This window comes from Chryseobacterium sp. MYb7, assembly GCF_002979455.1.
Classification (GTDB): domain Bacteria; phylum Bacteroidota; class Bacteroidia; order Flavobacteriales; family Weeksellaceae; genus Chryseobacterium.
Genome location: NZ_PCOU01000011.1, coordinates 63440 through 80181, shown reverse-complemented (window position 1 = coordinate 80181; position 16742 = coordinate 63440). Strand labels below are relative to the sequence as shown.

Sequence of the window (16742 nt, the reverse complement as noted above, 5' to 3'; positions counted from 1 at the left end):
AAAGTAAAAAAATTACAAATAGTAATTTATTTTTAATTATTGTAAAATTAGTTTACTATTTGTAAACATTCGTGAACTGAAAGTTAATTAATTGATAATTAAAAAGTTCACTCAAAAAGCTTTTTAAAGTCTTCAAATGGATGCATTACATCGAGGCTGTTTCACAAGTGTCATTCTGAACGAAATGAAATGTAGTGAAGAATCTCATGTATTTGAAGATCAAGAAGATTTTTCCTTCGTCAGAATGACAAAAGCCAAATCATTTGACTTTTGTGAAAACCTCTGTCAAATTGAAAATTTGACGGGGTGGTAAAAACACAAACATTTCCAATGGATTACCATGAAAACATTTGTGTCAAGAAGTATTAAAAAAATATGATGAAAAAGAAGTGTTTAAAGGATACTTTCAGCTTCAGAAATCGTATTCAGAATATAATCTGGGGACGCTTTTTCAAGCTCTGATTGGGTCTGAGCTCCGGAAAGAACCGCTACTGTCAGTCCGCAGCCTGCATTTTTGCCCTCTTCAATATCAATCACAGAATCGCCTGCTTTTAAAACCTTGTTGGCTTCCGTAATATTGAATTTCTTCATCGCAAGATGGATCATTTCAGGGCTTGGACGGCTTTCCGAAACATCGTCTGCGGTAATCAAAGCATCAAAATGAATATTTTCTTTCCAGTTGAGTTTATCTAAAAGCTGTTGAGCGATTTCCGATGTATACCCTGTATTTAAAACAATTTTTTTATTTTGAGACTTCATGCTGAGCAGGAAATTTTCAGTTCCGTTGATGGGTTTTACGTCAAGGTTTTTATAGGATTCCTTTAGTTGGTCCGAAAAATTCTCAAAAATAGCAGGAGCGTCCTCTTCATTTCCATTAATTTCTTTTAAAAGACTTGTGATGGCTTCCAGTTTTTCCATTCCGGCACAGCTGGATAATACTTTTTCCAGGCTTACTTTGTAGCCATAATCATTCACGGCATTAGTAAGTGTTTTGTAGACTACATTATCCTCATCAATTGTTGTTCCGGCCATATCCAGAACTAGTAATTCTATATTTTTCATTTCAATTTATGCGTAAATTTTTTCAATATTAAATTTGGAAAAGCCACCGCTTCCCGTCATTCCTTTTCCTCCGATACCCGTTACAATATGAATATTGGCAGATGGGCTATGCTCAAAAATATCTTTTGTTTTGCACTGGGAATAGATCCCAAACCACCTTCTCTGAATTTCATACGTAGGAAGATCAATAATTTTTTTAGCCTCATGAATCATGAATTCATCAATCTCCATATTAAGATCATACCCCAAATCATCGGCATTTTTGGCATCCGCGTATTCATGGGAATCTCCTATGATTATAGAACCGTCAAGAGCCTGTTTGAATAAAATATGAACTCCATATTTCTTCTCAAACGAGTTAGGATCTTCTAAAGCTTTGATTTTCTGAAAAGAAGGACACTCACTAAAGGATTCATATCTTCTCACAGAAAGTCCTGTAAGAATATTTCCCTGAAGTGAATAGATTCCTTGCGGCTTGGTCTGAAGCATCTGAAGCTTGCTCACTTCCAGATCACTGTCATTGAATACTTTAGGATATAAAGTTTTGAATTCGTGCCCGCCACAGATAATGATTTTGGAAGCATTGAATTCCGTTCCGTCCGCAGCTACAGCTGTACATTTCTGATCATTTTCATGGGTTTCAAGAATCATTGTATTGTAAAAAATCTGCAATCCCATTTTTTCTTGAAGCAGCTTGTGAAGCTTTATAATCATCTCTGCAGAATCTACCGAAAGCTCTTGTGGGAAAAACAAACCACCTTTGCAATACTCGGAACGAAGACCGTCAAATTTCTTGATGCAGTCATTTTTTGATAATAACACAGATTCATAATCATTATTTCTGTTGATTTCATATAGCTCTTCAATCAATTGAAGTTCTTCATCATTAGAAGCAATATAGATGGAACCATTTTGTCTGATGGTAAGGTCTGCCTGATCATGAAGTTCATTGTATATGGCAAGGCTTTCTCTTCCGAAATTCTGCCATTTAAGATCCATTCCGGAAGGCACTACCTGTCCGAAATTCCTTACCGTGGCACCCTGAGGAACAGAATTTCTTTCCAGTAAAGCCACCTTAAGATTTTTCTTCAGCGCATGATAAGCATGGAATGTTCCTAAGATTCCACCTCCTACAACGAGTAAATCAAATTTTGTTGTCATTGTACTATAATTTATAAAATTTTCGACGTATCGAAATTGATGAATTGATTTGAATTTGAGTTTGATTTCGGCTTTGATTTCTTTCTGAAAGCCAGAAAAGCAATCACCGAAAGAATTAAAACCGTTATGGTGATGATATAATTTAAGTGGATATAAAAGTTTAACCACGAGGTTTGAGCTGAGCCAAAGTTTTTATACAATAGGATCAGAACACTTCCCAGATAACCAAAGGAATCCACAATGTAGATCAGAAAGCCTACATTTCCTTTGATTTCAAAAGCGGCAATCATCCGGTCAAAATAAATTCCGTTGAAAGGAATATAGCAGATGTACATTCCAAAGCCTGAAATGGTCATCCATAAAAAAGGAGAGAGAGAACCCTGCTGAAACAGATACGTAGAAAGTCCTACCGTAAGAATTCCCGCAAAAAGAATGTAATGATAATACGAAAATGCCTTTTTGTTGTTTTTTACTTTTACCATAAAGCTTAAAATCACGAGAACCATTACAGCAATAGGAATTTCAGTTAGGGTGAAAATAGAACTGTCAAAAGTAAAATGCAATCCGTCCCAGATTTCACGGTTAAAATTATCTCTGAAATCCCTTAAAACTGTTAAGCTGATATATAAAAAGATGATACAAACGATGGGTACAAAAAACTGTTGAATCAAAGCTTTTCTTTCTACACCATTCAACGGCTGTCTCTTGTTTTTAAGTAAAATATCTTCTTCCGAAGGTTTGGGAATTCTTTCAAGAAGCAGCCCGAAAAGAAGTAAAGGAATCACAAAAAGAAGTCCGGCTGAAAACGGCATCCAGGACTCGGAAATCGAGAACGTATCCATTAAAAATTTTCCTACCGACTTTGTAAACCCTGAAGAAACGACAAAGCTTGAACATAGAAAAAGGCCGATGATTTCTGTCGTTTTGCGTCCTTCAATATAGGAGAAAACAATTCCCCAGATCATTCCCAACGGAATCCCATTGATAAACATAAATAGAATATTGTAAGGAGCGGGAACAGCTGCAAATCCTAACAGGGCAAGCTCTGCAATAGCAATAAAAACAAACAGATAAGTAAGTCTTTTTTGTGGTTTCAGTTCAGAAATAAATTTGATCCCGATAAATTTTGAAATAAAATAGCCTACTGCGTGTGCAATAATAATCAGAATCTTATAATCTACTCCGAAATAGGAGAGTCCCTCGAAAGAAGCAACAGTAAAAGGTTTTCTGAAGCCGTACATGCAGAAGTAAACACCAAAAGCAGCGAAAGCAGCTTTTAGTGTTACCAGTGTTTTTTTGTTGATGGTTCTGGCCATAATAATGGGTTAGAAGTTCAGTTTTACTCCAAGATTAAATCGTACTCCATAGTATTCCACCTGCTCCGGACGGTCTTCATTTTTACCGAAATGATAGATCAGAGGTTTGTTCAGAATATTGTTTACATCCGCATACAAAGTCAGATATTTTGTAAATTGATAAGAACCTCCGAAGTCCAGATTGCTGTATTTGCCATAATAAGAATCATTGATATCCTCTTCGGCATATTCTACGGCATATTTTCCTTTGTAGTTGTAAGCCAATCTGGCATTGAATCCTTTTTTCTCAAAGAAAAGTTGTGCGTTATACAGTTCCTTTGCCTGGTAGGGCAGAGCTACCGTTCTTCCGCTTGGCTTTTCCATTTCGGAAGTCATGAATGTGGCGTTCAACTGTACTCCGAAATATTGAAGAAACCCTGGAAGGAAGTCAAATCTTTTGTTAATTCCCAACTCAATTCCTCCAAGCCATGCTGCTTTTCCATTATTAGGAGCTGTAAACTGCACACCTGTAATTCCATTATAGTTTCCGATAAATGAGTCCTGGAAAATAGGATCTGTAATGGATTTATAGAAAACTCCGCCACTAAGAATCCCTACATTGGAAAAATAATATTCTCCCATCAGATCAAAATTCAAAGAATACGTAGGATTAAGATTAGGGTTTCCTCCTTTGAACTCGTTGTCTGCTTCAATATAGGTTCCTCCTGGAGTTAAATCTCCAAAATTTGGTCTTGAGAACGTTCTTGTAGCAGCAAAACGAAGATTGGTTTTATCATTCAAAGTATATTTTAAATGGATCATCGGAAGGACAGCCAGATAGTTTTTTGTGTTTTCTACAGGCGTCAGCACATCATCGTTCACACTGTACCCCTTCACTTTTGTATTGGTATTCGATAATCTGATTCCTCCTAAAATGGTCATCTTATCATTCAGTTTATACGTTGCCATTCCATAAGCATCTGCATGTTTTTCAAATACATCAAAGTTTCTTCCTAATGCTTTATTATATTCAAGGGCCTCAGAATCAGTAGTATTTATTTTTAAATTTCCCTGGTTGTCATACCAAAACTGGTTCATTCCTTTGGTAGAAAGTACAGAACCAAATGTGTTGCCGATGTGGGCATTCATTTCACTTAAATATTTCGGACCGTTGGGCTGTGTCGTGATATATTGAGAAAAATCAGACAGAATAGGCGCTGTTCCGCTGCTCCAGTTGTAGAAAATATCAGAGAATCTTGCATTACGTTCCTTATCTCTGTATTTAAAACCATACTTTAAAGTCAGTTTATCAGAAGCATTAATTTCGTGGTTGAATGCTGCTACAATCTTATCCTTTTCCTCTACAAATACCTTATAGAATTCAAGATCTGTAAACCTCATCTGAGAAGCATCCATTTTAAAATTCGGATCACTGTAAAAACCGAATAAAGCATCTGGATTTTTATAATCTAACTTCCCGCCATCAGCTTTCCAGTAGGCTCTAGGACCATTTCCATGATTTGAAATATAATCAGGATTGATGCCTACGCCAGATTGAGTGTACTTGATGACATAATAAGAATTGTTCTGTTTATCAGGAATATTTCCATACTTGAATTTGTTGTCATAATACGATAAATCCCAGTCGATTTTTCCTTTGTTTAATTGATGAACAGCTCCCAGGGAAACAGAAGTAAGTTCCGTAATCAGTAAGTTGTGGATATTCTGAAGCTCTACTCTTGCTGTATTGTTGGCACTGCTGAATTTATCAAAACGTATTCTGTGTTTATAATGGGTCTCGTCATCTGATAATGTACCATACATTCCTTTTAAATAGAAGGTTGTTTTTGGAGACAATACATATTCAATAGCGGTATTGATTCCCGTTGTTTTTCTTACCCCGTTATAATCACGCAGTTCCAACCTGAAAACCCCTTCATCACCACTTCTTCTCGCCTCGAAATTATCTGTAGACCAGTTTCTTATGAAGTGGGCAAAATTGAATAAATATCCAAATTTTTTATCCTTCGTTCTTCCTCCATACAAGAATCCAAGGTTGTAAACTCCCTTATCAGACTTTGCATTATAACCGCTTCCTACAGTGGCTTTGAACTCTGTTTTCATCGGTGGCGTTTTGGTGATAAAATTGACACCACCACCTATTCCATCTGCTTCCATATCTGGGGTAAAAGACTTGTTTACATGTACATAGGAGATCAGTTCCGTAGGAAAGAAGTCGAATGCAGTAGCTCTGGAAGTTGTTTCTTCCTCGGCAGTGGGAAGTCTGTTTCCGTTGATGGTTGTGGATGCCCAGAACGGAGGAAGTCCTCTCAGAGAAACAAATCTTCCTTCTCCCTGGTCTCTTTCAATAGAAACTCCCTGTACTCGCTGTACCGTTTCTGCGGCATTTCTATCCGGTAGTTTCCCAATCCCATCCGAGGCGATTACATTGGTAATATTGATTGCATTTTTCTGAAGATTTAAAGCTCTTGCTTCCGTATTTTTCAGTGTTCCGGTAACCACGACTTCATCAATGTTTTTTCGTGGCTGTGAAAGTTTGATGATTCCTAAATCAACGGTTTGTTCTGTTTTCAGATCAACATTGATCTCTGAAGGTTCATATCCTATATAGTTTATTTGTAAAGTGTATTGGCCTTCTTTGATATCATTGATGGTGAATTTTCCTTCAATATCAGTCGTTACATTCTTAGATAAGCCTTTTATTTTGACTGTGGCTCCGGGGAGAGGCTGGCTGTCGTCAAGAACAGTTCCTATAATTAACTGCTTTTGTGCTGAAACAAAGACAATGAAACAGACAAAAACAAGGGTAAGTAATTTCTCTAAATTTGTTTTCATTTTTACATATATTAAATTTTTTATGCAAATCACGCTAATAATTTTAATATATATAAATATTTTGTATTAAGTATTGATTAACAAATGAGTCTGATTTGTTACGTCATTTTTACTTTAAAAAGAATAAAACCTGTTCTTTGAAAATTTGACAAAATGGGATTTGAAGTACCTGTTTCAACGTTTTTTGTAAATATTTCAAGGAAATAAAAGGAATAGAAACCTGCCGAAAATAGCTGTGTTTTTGTTCATATTTCGTTCATTTAGAAAGAAAATGGAAAAACAAAAGTTGCATATTTGTAAACTTTCGTGTGTGCTAGAATATCAAAAATTGAAGAATGATATAAAAATTGGAATATGATTTAAACGCAAAGTTTAATATTTATAACGCTAAATAATAAGTGTGCGATATTGTCGCTGATGAAGCGTGATTATTATAGGTATATTTATAGTGAATCTACACTACAATTGTTATTCTGAATGAAATGTAATGAAGAATCTCAAGTTATTGAATGCAAATAAGAGATTTTTCCTTCATCAGAATGACAAAAGTAAAATAGTAAAAAACTTTGCGTTAAAAAAAGTATTTAAGCCGTATAAAAATAAAGAACAAGCATGACGCAACTCTCATCACTAATGCTTACCGGAACGTGAGGAAACTTCCCATTGAAATAAAGTGAATCACCTTCTTTTAAGATGATTTCTTCATTATCAATTACATATTTCACTTCTCCTTTCAGTATATATTTGAATTCCCAGGCATCCGTAATAACCTTTTCCCTTTTAGAATTAGGTTCGAGAGTCAGCAATACAGCTTCAAAACCCAAAGAATGAAGACTTTTGCTGAAGATATGCACATACTTGAATCCTTCAGCTTCTACTTCCTTTTCGATGACTTGCTGGCTTTCTTTCGGAACATAGATAAATTTGGCATTGGATTTTTTCTCAACCCCTTCAAAGAAATAGCTGGCATCAATCTCAAGAGACTGAATCAGATCTAATAAAACGGGAAGCGAAGGAATCGTTCTTCCATTTTCAATCCTGGAAACAAGACCGTTGCTCACATTGGCTTTGAAAGCCAGTTCATTAATGGTTAAATTATTCTTTTTTCTAATATCCTTTAATCTCTTGCCGATACCTATTAAAAAGTCATTCATACTGTGTGTAATTTAACCTGAATTATTTTATCATCATTATATTGAAACAAAGGTAATATTATTCTATAGAGTTTGGATACAGGAGGGAATCAATTCATTGAAAATTATTATTTGCCTTCTTTGCTTTCTCAGATTCTTTCGCCTTTTCTCCCCAAGAAAATTTCCCTATTTTTGTAAAACTCCTTATTTCATCTATGAAAAAAATTATTCTTATCGAAGACGAAACCAGTGTAGTTTCCTTTATTAAAAAAGGACTTCAGGAAAATGGATATGAAATTTCTGTTGCTTTTGACGGACGTACAGGAGTGCAGCTGGTGCAGGCTAACGATTTCGATCTCGTAATTTTAGATATTATGCTTCCGGAAATGAATGGGCTGGATGTATGTAAAGAAATAAGAAAAACCAATCAGAGTGTTCCGATTTTATTTCTTACCGCTTTGGGAACTTCTGAAAATATCGTTCTCGGATTGGAAAGCGGTGGAGATGACTATCTGGTGAAACCTTTTAAATTCATTGAACTGGTAGCCCGTGTGAAGTCTTTGCTAAGAAGAAGCAATAATAACGGTCCCCAGGAAATCGCTGAACCGGAGCCGGATAATGAGCATGTATTTCAGTTTTCGGATCTGATGGTGAATGATTATACCAAGAAAGTAACCCGCGCCGGAGAAGATATTTCCCTCACATCAACAGAATATAAATTGCTGCTGTATTTTCTGAATAACCCGGAAAAAGTAATTTCAAGAGCAGAAATTCTGGATGCAGTCTGGGGCGTAAACTACGAGCTGGGAACCAATGTGGTAGATGTGTATGTAAATTATTTAAGGAAAAAACTGGACAATCACGACGATAATAAGCTGATTCATACCGTGATAGGAATGGGGTATGTATTGAAAAAGACATAACGAATGTTTAATAAAGTCATTACAAATCAGACCAAAGCGATGGTGCTTTTGATGTTGGTTTTTACCGCCATCATTTTGTTGTTCAGTGGTTTGGTATACTTTTCTATCGTTAATTTTTCACACCAGAGGTTTTATGAGCTATTGAAGATCAGAACGGCAACTATTGTTCAGATCGAAAAAAGCAAAGACCATCTCGACCTTCCGGAAAATTATGTTCTCAGCAGTTTAAATGACGAGGAGCTTCCGATGGAAAAAGATTATGTTTTTGCTGTTCCTACAGATTCCAATTTCAAAAAGATATCTCAGGAGGTTCATATCCCTTCATATTTCTTCAAAAACATTATCAAAGAAGGAGAATCTAATTATAATGACGAAGAATTCTATTATATAGGGCAGAGTTTCAGATATGATGATAAAGATTATATAGCCATTGCTTCTGCTAAAAACCACTATGTTGTTTATTATCTGGGCTTTTTAAAAAGAACACTGCTTACGTGTATTGTACTATCGCTTTTCTTTAGTATGATTTTCTCTTTTTATTTGTCTAAAACTTTATTCAGGCCCATCTTAAAAATTACCGGAAAAGTAAAGGAAATCAGTTCTGAAAATCTTCACTTAAGACTGGAATCTCAGCCTGATAATAAGGAACTTAATGAGCTGGTAGATACCTTTAATGATATGCTCAACCGCATTGAAACATCTTTCGAAACCCAGAATCACCTGATTGGAAATGTTTCCCACGAATTGAGAACTCCTCTTACCTCTATTATGGGGGAAGCTGATGTAGCGCTTTCTATCGGCAGAACGGCAGACGAATATAAAGAAACTCTTGGTATCATTCTGGATGAAGCCGAAAAGCTGGATAAAAAAATCAAAGCCTTGCTTATGATTGCCCAAACTGGATTCGATGGGAAGATCCAGAAAATGGATAAGGTAAGAATTGATCAGTTGCTTTGGGATGTTATTGAAACCCTCAGAAGAATAGATTCCCGAAACAATATCTATCTGGATATCAGTATGCTTCCCGATAACCCGGAAAAGCTCAAAGTACAAGGGAATGAGCAGTTACTGCATCTTGCAGTGGCCAATATCATCAGCAATGGCTGTAAATATTCTAATTTCCAACAGGTTAAAGTTTCTCTTGGTGCTACGAATACAGACGTTTATATCATTGTAAAAGATAATGGTATCGGAATTCCGGAAGTAGAAATGAATAAAATCTATGATCCGTTCTTCAGAGCCTCCAATACCAATAATTATGAAGGTTACGGAATAGGGCTTCCGCTGGCAAGAAACATCGTAAGAATGCATCACGGTGAACTGATCGTAAGCTCGCACGAGAACCAGGGAACAACCGTACAGATGCGCTTTCCTAATTTCTATAGTACGCAGAAAAATGAAGAGATAAATAAGTAAGAAACACTATTTTATCTTTATTTACTTGCCTTTTTTAGTCTGTTTTATTTTGACAGATAAGGGTGTTGTGTCATTAATTTCGATCCCTTTCGATTGGGCTTTATTCCCATATTAACTCCCCTTAACAATTTTCTAATCTCATTTTAATCTCTTTAATCACATTTTAATTCCATTCCAAAGATCTTCTAATTTGGTCGTTCTAGTTTTGTATCATCAAAAAAGATAAACACAATACAAAATAATAAGAACATGGCTAAAACAATTTTAATTGCAACAGATTACTCTCTTGAGTCATTGAATATATTGAAAAAAGTACTTAAAGAGAAAGATGCGGCAGAAGATCAGAACCAATATAATATCCTTCTGACTTCCGGGTATGATTCCGGAGATTCTATCAGAGATCTTTTGTTCAGTACCAAAACTTCTGTTTTTAATAAAATCAGACCAGCAGAATTCTGTGATGCCCTTGGAATTATCAGTAATAAATATCCTCATCTGGTTAATAAAACCATCTGCGACATTTTTACAGGAAGTTTCCAGAGAACATTCAACCAATATGTAAAAGCGGAAAATATTGAGGAGGCTTATTATTCTCCATCCATCAAAAGCAAAGGAAAAGGCAAATTCGATCTGATTCCTTTCATCAAAAAATGCAAAGAGTTGAAATCTCATGAAATTACAGTCGAAGTGAGAGAAAGACTTCCGGAAAGAGGAAGACTGGCAGAGATCTTTGTAGAGGTCTAAAAATTAAACACTATTTAAAAACGATTAAAAATGTTAAGAAATTATAGTAACAGCAGGACACTGGGAGACAATATCAGGTTGGGGACGCTGACTGCCTTTACGGCAGGTACTATAAACATTGCTTCCCTATTGATATTTCTCTCTTTTACGTCGAACGTAACGGGACACTATGCTATTTTAGCGGCTGAGATCAGTAAAGGAAACTGGACGCAGGTAGGAGTCGTAGGAGGATGGATCTTTTTATTCTTCTTCGGAAGCTTCCTATCCAACTTTATTGTCATCAATTTTAATAAGAAAAGTAAATATTTTGCCCATTCCATGCCCATTGTGCTGGAAATTATATGTCTGCTTTTTGTAGGAGTATACGGGCAGTTTTATTACCAGAAAACATTAGAAGAAACAGAATATTTGGTTGCATTGATGCTTTTTGCTACCGGACTTCAAAACGGATTAACGGCAAGTATCTCCAACTTCTCTGTGAAAACCACCCACCTTACCGGAACAACCACCGATTTAGGAATCCTGGCATCGATGTTTACACAGAAAAAATACAGAAGAAATGGAGAGTTGATTGGTAGAGCCAAACTTCTTATGAGTATTATGCTTGCATATGTAATGGGAGCAGTATTTTCTGGATTGACGTATTATTATCTGGAGTTCAGAGTGTTCTATGTGATCAGTATATGTTTGCTGATTGTCATCGGGTACGATGCTTATAAAATTCATATCCGTCACTTCAACACAAACTATAGATATAACAGGATTTACAGAAAGGCCAATATTTTTGCTTACCTGTATGAGAAAATCCATGGAACTCCTAAAAGAGAGAAGAAAAGAAAACTTGTCTTTGAGGATTAAAAATATAAAACACACTATTAATTTTTTGTATAAACTAGCTGTAAATGCCCTTATTTCATTATAGAATAGGGGTGTTTTTATTAAAAATTAAACTAAAATCTATAAATCTCTTATTTTTTATCTTGTTATTAATGGTTGTTAAAATGAAAATTTCCTGATCGAATCAATAAACTTGCTAAAGCCCTTCATTACAAACATTAAAAAAAACAGTTGGGGATAAATAAGCAAAAATGTTGATAATTAAATATTAAATCACGGTTTTGGTATTTTAATTCCCGTTTCCATTGACTATTTTTGTAAGTTGATTTACGTTTTTATGTCAGATATTATTCAGCTTTTACCGGATCATGTAGCCAACCAAATTGCAGCAGGAGAGGTGGTGCAGCGGCCTGCATCCATCGTGAAAGAACTTTTGGAAAATGCTATAGATGCCGATGCAACGAAGATTGAATTGATCATCAGGGATGCCGGAAAGAATCTTATTCAGGTAGTAGACGACGGGAAAGGAATGTCCGAAACAGATGCCCGCATGGCGTTTGAAAGGCATGCTACCTCCAAAATCAAAGGAACAGAAGATATCTTTAAGATTGCCACAAAAGGGTTCCGTGGTGAAGCTCTGGCTTCTATTGCTGCGGTTTCTCAGGTAGAATTGAGAACGAAACAAAATGATACCTCCATCGGCACCAATATTTATATAGAAGGCGGAGTTTTTCAGTTTCAGGACCCGATTCAAACTGCAGACGGATCAAATTTTTTAGTGAAAAATCTTTTCTATAACGTTCCTGCAAGAAGGAAGTTTTTGAAAAATAATAATGTTGAATTCAGACACGTTATTGATGAATTTCAGCGTGTTGCACTGGCTCATGAGAATCTGGAGTTTTCCCTGTTTCATGATGATGAAGCTGTTTTCAGACTGAGAAAAGGAAGTCAGATGCAGCGTATTGTTGATGTTTTTGGCAGAAAACTTCAGCCGCTTTTGATTCCCATTAAAGAAGATATTATCTGGTGTAAGCTTCATGGTTTCGTTGCCAAGCCGGAAGGGGCTAAAAAAGCAAGAGGAGAGCAGTTTCTTTTTGTGAACGGAAGATATTTCAGAAGTCCATACTTCAATAAGGCAGTACAGGAAGCTTTTGAAGGACTGCTTCAGCCGGGATATGTGCCTTCGTTTTTCCTTTTTCTGGAACTTGATCCGGAAAAGATAGATGTGAATATCCATCCGCAGAAAACAGAGGTGAAATTTGAGGACGAACACCTTATTTTTGCTTTGCTTCGTTCAACCATAAAAAGATCTTTAGGAATTTATAATGTTTCCCCAAGCCTGGATTTTGACAGAGATCCCGAATTGGATGAAATGATGAATAAGCCCATTCCAAGCAAAGGAAACGGAGGGGGAAGAAACGGAGGAATTATCAAAATGCCTGAGATCATTGTAGATAAAGACTATAATCCGTTTCTGGAAGAGAAAAATGTAGTACATCCGGAGGAAATTCAGAACCTTACGGAAATGTATCATCAGAATATTACAGCAGAACCATCAAAGATTAATTTATTTGAAGACGAAGACTTTGATGAAGATTTGATGAGACTCCCAAACGGCTACTGGCTTTTCAATAAAGGAGATGTTACATTAATGCTGGATCTTGGAAGGATGCACAGATTATTGGTTTCTGAAGGGAACAAATCTACCAGAAAATCAAGTACAAACAGCCATGCTCTTCTTTTCTCTCTGGAGTATCATATGAATGAAATCGAAAAGACAAAATACAATTCGATTAAAAAATATCTTCCGGAATTAGGGTTTGACATGAAAATTGCTCATGAAAGTGTACTTCGAATAGATTCTCTTCCCGAAGGACTGAAAGAAACACAGGCAATGAAGTTTCTGGAAAACCTTTTTGAGATCCTTGACTACAAGACAGAGGAAGAATTTTTGCAGTATTACCATAACCAATGGAACAAAATGCAGTCGAAGTCAAGATTTGACTTTATTTATAAAAAAGATGCGGAACAGCTTATCAAAGACTTTACAGCATTAGGCTTCCCGGAATTTTTACCGGACGGCAAAAGATGTTTTTATGAAGTTCCGTTTAATGACTTTAAAAACAAATTTTAAAAAATATGTTTAACAATATACCGCCGATTACAAGGAACATAATCATTATAAATGTTATAGTATACCTAATATCTAATTTTATTTTTAAAGGATTGTATGATTCTTTGGTAGGTTATTATCCTTTTTCTCCACTCTTCAAATCATGGCAAGTAATTACACACATGTTTATGCATGCTCCTCTTGATGAACCTGGAGGGATAATGCATATTTTATTTAATATGTTTACTTTGTTTAGTTTTGGACCTATTTTGGAGCAGACACTTGGGGATAAAAAGTATCTAATATTATACTTTGCAAGTGGTCTTGGTTCATTTTTCTTGTTCAATCTGTGGAATTTTGTTGAAATTCAACAGATTGTTTCTGGTTTGGAAAGCTTAGGAGTAAATGCTTCTGAAATTTATTCAAGGGTATCTCTTAATACTGCTGAATATTTAACATTCCATGCATCTAGCCAAGAAGCCCAGAATTTAGCAGATCAGCTTTATAGAGATTTAAGATCGCCAATGTTAGGTGCTTCCGGAGCAATTTTCGGAGTGGTAGCTGCTTTTGCAACTTTATATCCTGATTCTAAAATTGGTATTATGTTTATTCCGGTTCCGATTAAAGTAAAATACTTGTTGCCAATCATTGTGGTGATTTCTGTATATCTTGGCGTTTCTGGAAACGGAGGAGGTATTGCCCACCTTGCCCACGTAGGTGGAGCTTTAGTGGGATGGCTGCTGGCACGAATTTGGAAAAAGCATTTGTACAGATTCAATTAAAATAATTTTGTGAAGATTTTCCGACTCATACTATTCGTCCTGCATCTTGGAATTCTGTTTCTGCTGCTGGGTACATTACTGAATGCCTATATTCCACCTAAAATTTTTCCGTGGTTTAATTTACTTTCTCTAGGGTTTCCGGTGCTGATGATCTCTTATATCATTCTAACAATATTCTGGGTATTCAGCTGGAAAAAAAGAGCTTTTGTATTCATGTTTATAGGGCTGGCTTTTATCAACCCGGTAAAAAGATGGATCAATTATTCTTCACCGAAAAATCAGGATTTTGATATAAAAGTGGTTTCCTTCAATACCAGAGCAGGAGCAAGGGGAAATGAGGGTGTTGAGCCTTTTCTAAAATCTCAGAATGCGGATGTACTTCTTTTGCAGGAGGATGATGGTACGAGATATGAATTTGAAGGTTATCAGAAAGTAAACCCCGGAGCAGGATTAACGATTTTGACAAAACATAAAATCATTAGCCATAAAATCATAGATCCTCAGGATGAAAATATAAGAATTCCTGGTTTACAAGCTGATATAGAGATTAATGGGAGAGTATATAGGTTTATTGATACATACCTTAACCCGTTCCGTTTTGATAAGGATATGGTAAGGCTTAACGGAAATACCGATGCCAACGAACAAAAAATAAAAGATGTTGTCAAAAGACTGATTCCTACCTTTAAAAAGCATCAGGAACAAATTGGTTTGATTCGACAGGCTGTTGAAAATTCACCGTATCCTGTTATCCTTGCCGGAGATTTCAATTCTGTTCCTAATTCTTATGAATATTATCATTTGTCTGAAGGTCTTGAAGATGCATTTTCAACGGCAGGAAGAGGGAGTGCAACCAGTTTTCACGATTATAAATTTCCCATTAGAATCGATTATATTTTTTCTTCACCCGCACTAAAGGCAATATCTTATAAAGTTGACCGTTCTGTAAGTATTTCAGATCATTTTCCTGTCACTGCAAAGTTTTCTACGGAAAACAAATAATCATAAAAAGAGTTAAAATTATCTGCTTGGTAGGATTTTTGTTGAAAGAAATTCGTACCAAGACCGTTTTTTCATGAAGTCGAATCAGATATTGCTATTTATACATATCGTTGTTGCCGTTTTGTTGCTATGCACATTGGGGAATGCGTGGATTCCGCCTAATATTTTGGGCAATCTTAACCTTCTTTCCCTGGGGTTCCCATATCTGATATTGTCTCATATTATTCTGACGGTAATCTGGATCATTAAAAAACAAAAAATAGCAATCGCTTTTGCACTGGGTACACTTATTTTCTATAATCCCATCAGACGATGGATCAATTTTTCCCCCAAAACAGAAAATGGAAAAACAATACGGGATATTAAAGTATTGACATTTAATGTAAAATATGGAGAGTATGGTTGGGATAAAGTGAAAAATTATATCAAAGAACAGGATGCTGATATTATTCTTGTACAGGAAAAAGATACTAACCGCGCTATAAAGAGGGATCTTATAAAGTATCCTTCCGTTATACTGAAAACAAAACATAAAATTGTAAGACAGGCAGAACTGATTGATGAGAAAGCAAGAGGAAATTCATTCTACGCTGATATTGATATCAATGGAAAAGTAATCAGAATCATTAATGTTTATCTTGAACCTTTCAGGCTTCATAAATCTATGTTTACCAAACTGGACGGGTTGGGCTTGGGAAACGTTTCTACACTGCTGTCTCATATGACTCCAACATTTCAGGCGCATGAAGATCAGGTAAAAAGAATCAGAAAAATGGTAGATTTATCCCCATACCCGGTTATCCTGGCGGGAGATTTTAATTCTGTTCCTAATTCTTATGAATATTATAATCTTGGTAAGGATCTTCAGGATGCCTTTCTGGTAGCGGGAAAAGGAAGTGCAAGCAGTTTTCATGACTATAAAGTTCCTCTGAGAATTGATTATATCTTCAGTTCAAAATCCATTATTCCTCTTAGCTATAAAGTAGATCAGTCTGTGAAATTATCGGATCATTATCCCGTAATTGCAGAATTTCTGCTAAATTAGTTCCATGAAAAATATATTGTCTGCGATTTTCGTCTTTACACTCCTCTTTACTGCCTGCTCGAAGAAAGAATCTCCGGGATTTGGTGCAGAACAGGAAGTGATGATCAAGTATGATACAGCAGCTGTTGATTCCTTTTCCACAGGAGCTGTTTCAGTAGATATTGCCCGAAAGATAAGAATGTCTTCCCCTCAATATCTTGATTCAGTAAAGCAGGCTAAAAAGCTTCAGGAAGAAGAGAATAAGATAAAAGCAGAGCTGGAAAAAGAAAATAAAGCAAAACAGGAAGAGGAAAAGAAAAAGGCTGAGGCCGAAAAGAAACAGAAGGCTTCTGAAACCCCTTCAGCATCAGACACTAAAACACAATAAACCCGA

General features: G+C 35.9%; 14 protein-coding genes. 9 read left to right on the top strand and 5 right to left on the bottom strand.

Going from position 1 to position 16742, the window contains the following annotated elements:
* Positions 1–393: 393 nt before the first annotated feature.
* From CQ046_RS10860 to CQ046_RS10840, 5 genes are all read right to left on the bottom strand, one after another.
* Positions 394–1062, bottom strand: coding sequence for an HAD-IA family hydrolase (locus CQ046_RS10860; RefSeq protein WP_105702261.1), 669 nt, complete (start codon positions 1060–1062; stop codon positions 394–396).
* A gap of 6 nt (positions 1063–1068) precedes the next feature.
* Positions 1069–2223, bottom strand: a complete 1155-nt coding sequence (locus CQ046_RS10855; protein ID WP_105702260.1) for a TIGR03364 family FAD-dependent oxidoreductase — start codon at positions 2221–2223, stop codon at positions 1069–1071.
* 11 nt (positions 2224–2234) lie between these two features.
* The gene (locus CQ046_RS10850; protein ID WP_105702259.1) at positions 2235–3539 is read right to left on the bottom strand and encodes a DUF5690 family protein; all 1305 of its coding nucleotides are present in this window, start codon (positions 3537–3539) and stop codon (positions 2235–2237) included.
* A gap of 9 nt (positions 3540–3548) precedes the next feature.
* Positions 3549–6374, bottom strand: a complete 2826-nt coding sequence (locus tag CQ046_RS10845; protein ID WP_105702258.1) for a TonB-dependent receptor — start codon at positions 6372–6374, stop codon at positions 3549–3551.
* A 584-nt stretch (positions 6375–6958) separates the two neighbouring features.
* Positions 6959–7528 (bottom strand): helix-turn-helix domain-containing protein, encoded by a 570-nt coding sequence (locus tag CQ046_RS10840; RefSeq protein ID WP_105702257.1) that lies wholly within the window; start codon positions 7526–7528, stop codon positions 6959–6961.
* 194 nt (positions 7529–7722) lie between these two features.
* On the opposite strand from CQ046_RS10840, the gene CQ046_RS10835 reads away from it, so the two are divergent.
* The 9 genes from CQ046_RS10835 to CQ046_RS10795 all read left to right on the top strand — a co-directional run bounded on the left by CQ046_RS10835 (position 7723) and on the right by CQ046_RS10795 (position 16736).
* Positions 7723–8430 (top strand): response regulator transcription factor, encoded by a 708-nt coding sequence (locus tag CQ046_RS10835; RefSeq protein WP_105702256.1) that lies wholly within the window; start codon positions 7723–7725, stop codon positions 8428–8430.
* Positions 8431–8433: 3 nt separating this feature from the next.
* Positions 8434–9846, top strand: a complete 1413-nt coding sequence (locus tag CQ046_RS10830; protein ID WP_105702255.1) for a sensor histidine kinase — start codon at positions 8434–8436, stop codon at positions 9844–9846.
* A gap of 249 nt (positions 9847–10095) precedes the next feature.
* Positions 10096–10590 (top strand): hypothetical protein, encoded by a 495-nt coding sequence (locus tag CQ046_RS10825; protein ID WP_105702254.1) that lies wholly within the window; start codon positions 10096–10098, stop codon positions 10588–10590.
* Between the two features lie 30 nt (positions 10591–10620).
* Positions 10621–11448: a YoaK family protein gene (locus tag CQ046_RS10820; protein WP_105702253.1), complete on the top strand. Its 828-nt coding sequence runs from the start codon at positions 10621–10623 to the stop codon at positions 11446–11448.
* A 316-nt stretch (positions 11449–11764) separates the two neighbouring features.
* Complete coding sequence (gene mutL, locus CQ046_RS10815; protein WP_105702252.1) at positions 11765–13561, top strand: DNA mismatch repair endonuclease MutL; 1797 nt, start codon at positions 11765–11767, stop codon at positions 13559–13561.
* A gap of 5 nt (positions 13562–13566) precedes the next feature.
* Positions 13567–14322: a rhomboid family intramembrane serine protease gene (locus CQ046_RS10810; RefSeq protein ID WP_105702251.1), complete on the top strand. Its 756-nt coding sequence runs from the start codon at positions 13567–13569 to the stop codon at positions 14320–14322.
* A 9-nt stretch (positions 14323–14331) separates the two neighbouring features.
* Positions 14332–15324, top strand: a complete 993-nt coding sequence (locus CQ046_RS10805; protein WP_228406930.1) for an endonuclease/exonuclease/phosphatase family protein — start codon at positions 14332–14334, stop codon at positions 15322–15324.
* Between the two features lie 73 nt (positions 15325–15397).
* The gene (locus tag CQ046_RS10800; RefSeq protein ID WP_165790505.1) at positions 15398–16369 is read left to right on the top strand and encodes an endonuclease/exonuclease/phosphatase family protein; all 972 of its coding nucleotides are present in this window, start codon (positions 15398–15400) and stop codon (positions 16367–16369) included.
* A gap of 4 nt (positions 16370–16373) precedes the next feature.
* Positions 16374–16736, top strand: coding sequence for a hypothetical protein (locus tag CQ046_RS10795; protein WP_105702249.1), 363 nt, complete (start codon positions 16374–16376; stop codon positions 16734–16736).
* The last annotated feature ends 6 nt before the right edge of the window (positions 16737–16742 follow it).

Excerpts from the sequence above, each read along its gene's own strand:
- CQ046_RS10820 (WP_105702253.1), top strand. The coding sequence starts at position 10,621 with ATGTTAAGAAATTATAGTAACAGCAGGACACTGGGAGACAATATCAGG.
- mutL (WP_105702252.1), top strand. The coding sequence starts at position 11,765 with ATGTCAGATATTATTCAGCTTTTACCGGATCATGTAGCCAACCAAATT.
- CQ046_RS10825 (WP_105702254.1), top strand. The coding sequence starts at position 10,096 with ATGGCTAAAACAATTTTAATTGCAACAGATTACTCTCTTGAGTCATTG.
- CQ046_RS10795 (WP_105702249.1), top strand. The coding sequence starts at position 16,374 with ATGAAAAATATATTGTCTGCGATTTTCGTCTTTACACTCCTCTTTACT.
- CQ046_RS10845 (WP_105702258.1), bottom strand. The coding sequence starts at position 6,374 with ATGAAAACAAATTTAGAGAAATTACTTACCCTTGTTTTTGTCTGTTTC.
- CQ046_RS10855 (WP_105702260.1), bottom strand. The coding sequence starts at position 2,223 with ATGACAACAAAATTTGATTTACTCGTTGTAGGAGGTGGAATCTTAGGA.
- CQ046_RS10850 (WP_105702259.1), bottom strand. The coding sequence starts at position 3,539 with ATGGCCAGAACCATCAACAAAAAAACACTGGTAACACTAAAAGCTGCT.
- CQ046_RS10810 (WP_105702251.1), top strand. The coding sequence starts at position 13,567 with ATGTTTAACAATATACCGCCGATTACAAGGAACATAATCATTATAAAT.
- CQ046_RS10860 (WP_105702261.1), bottom strand. The coding sequence starts at position 1,062 with ATGAAAAATATAGAATTACTAGTTCTGGATATGGCCGGAACAACAATT.
- CQ046_RS10840 (WP_105702257.1), bottom strand. The coding sequence starts at position 7,528 with ATGAATGACTTTTTAATAGGTATCGGCAAGAGATTAAAGGATATTAGA.
- CQ046_RS10830 (WP_105702255.1), top strand. The coding sequence starts at position 8,434 with ATGTTTAATAAAGTCATTACAAATCAGACCAAAGCGATGGTGCTTTTG.
- CQ046_RS10835 (WP_105702256.1), top strand. The coding sequence starts at position 7,723 with ATGAAAAAAATTATTCTTATCGAAGACGAAACCAGTGTAGTTTCCTTT.
- CQ046_RS10800 (WP_165790505.1), top strand. The coding sequence starts at position 15,398 with ATGAAGTCGAATCAGATATTGCTATTTATACATATCGTTGTTGCCGTT.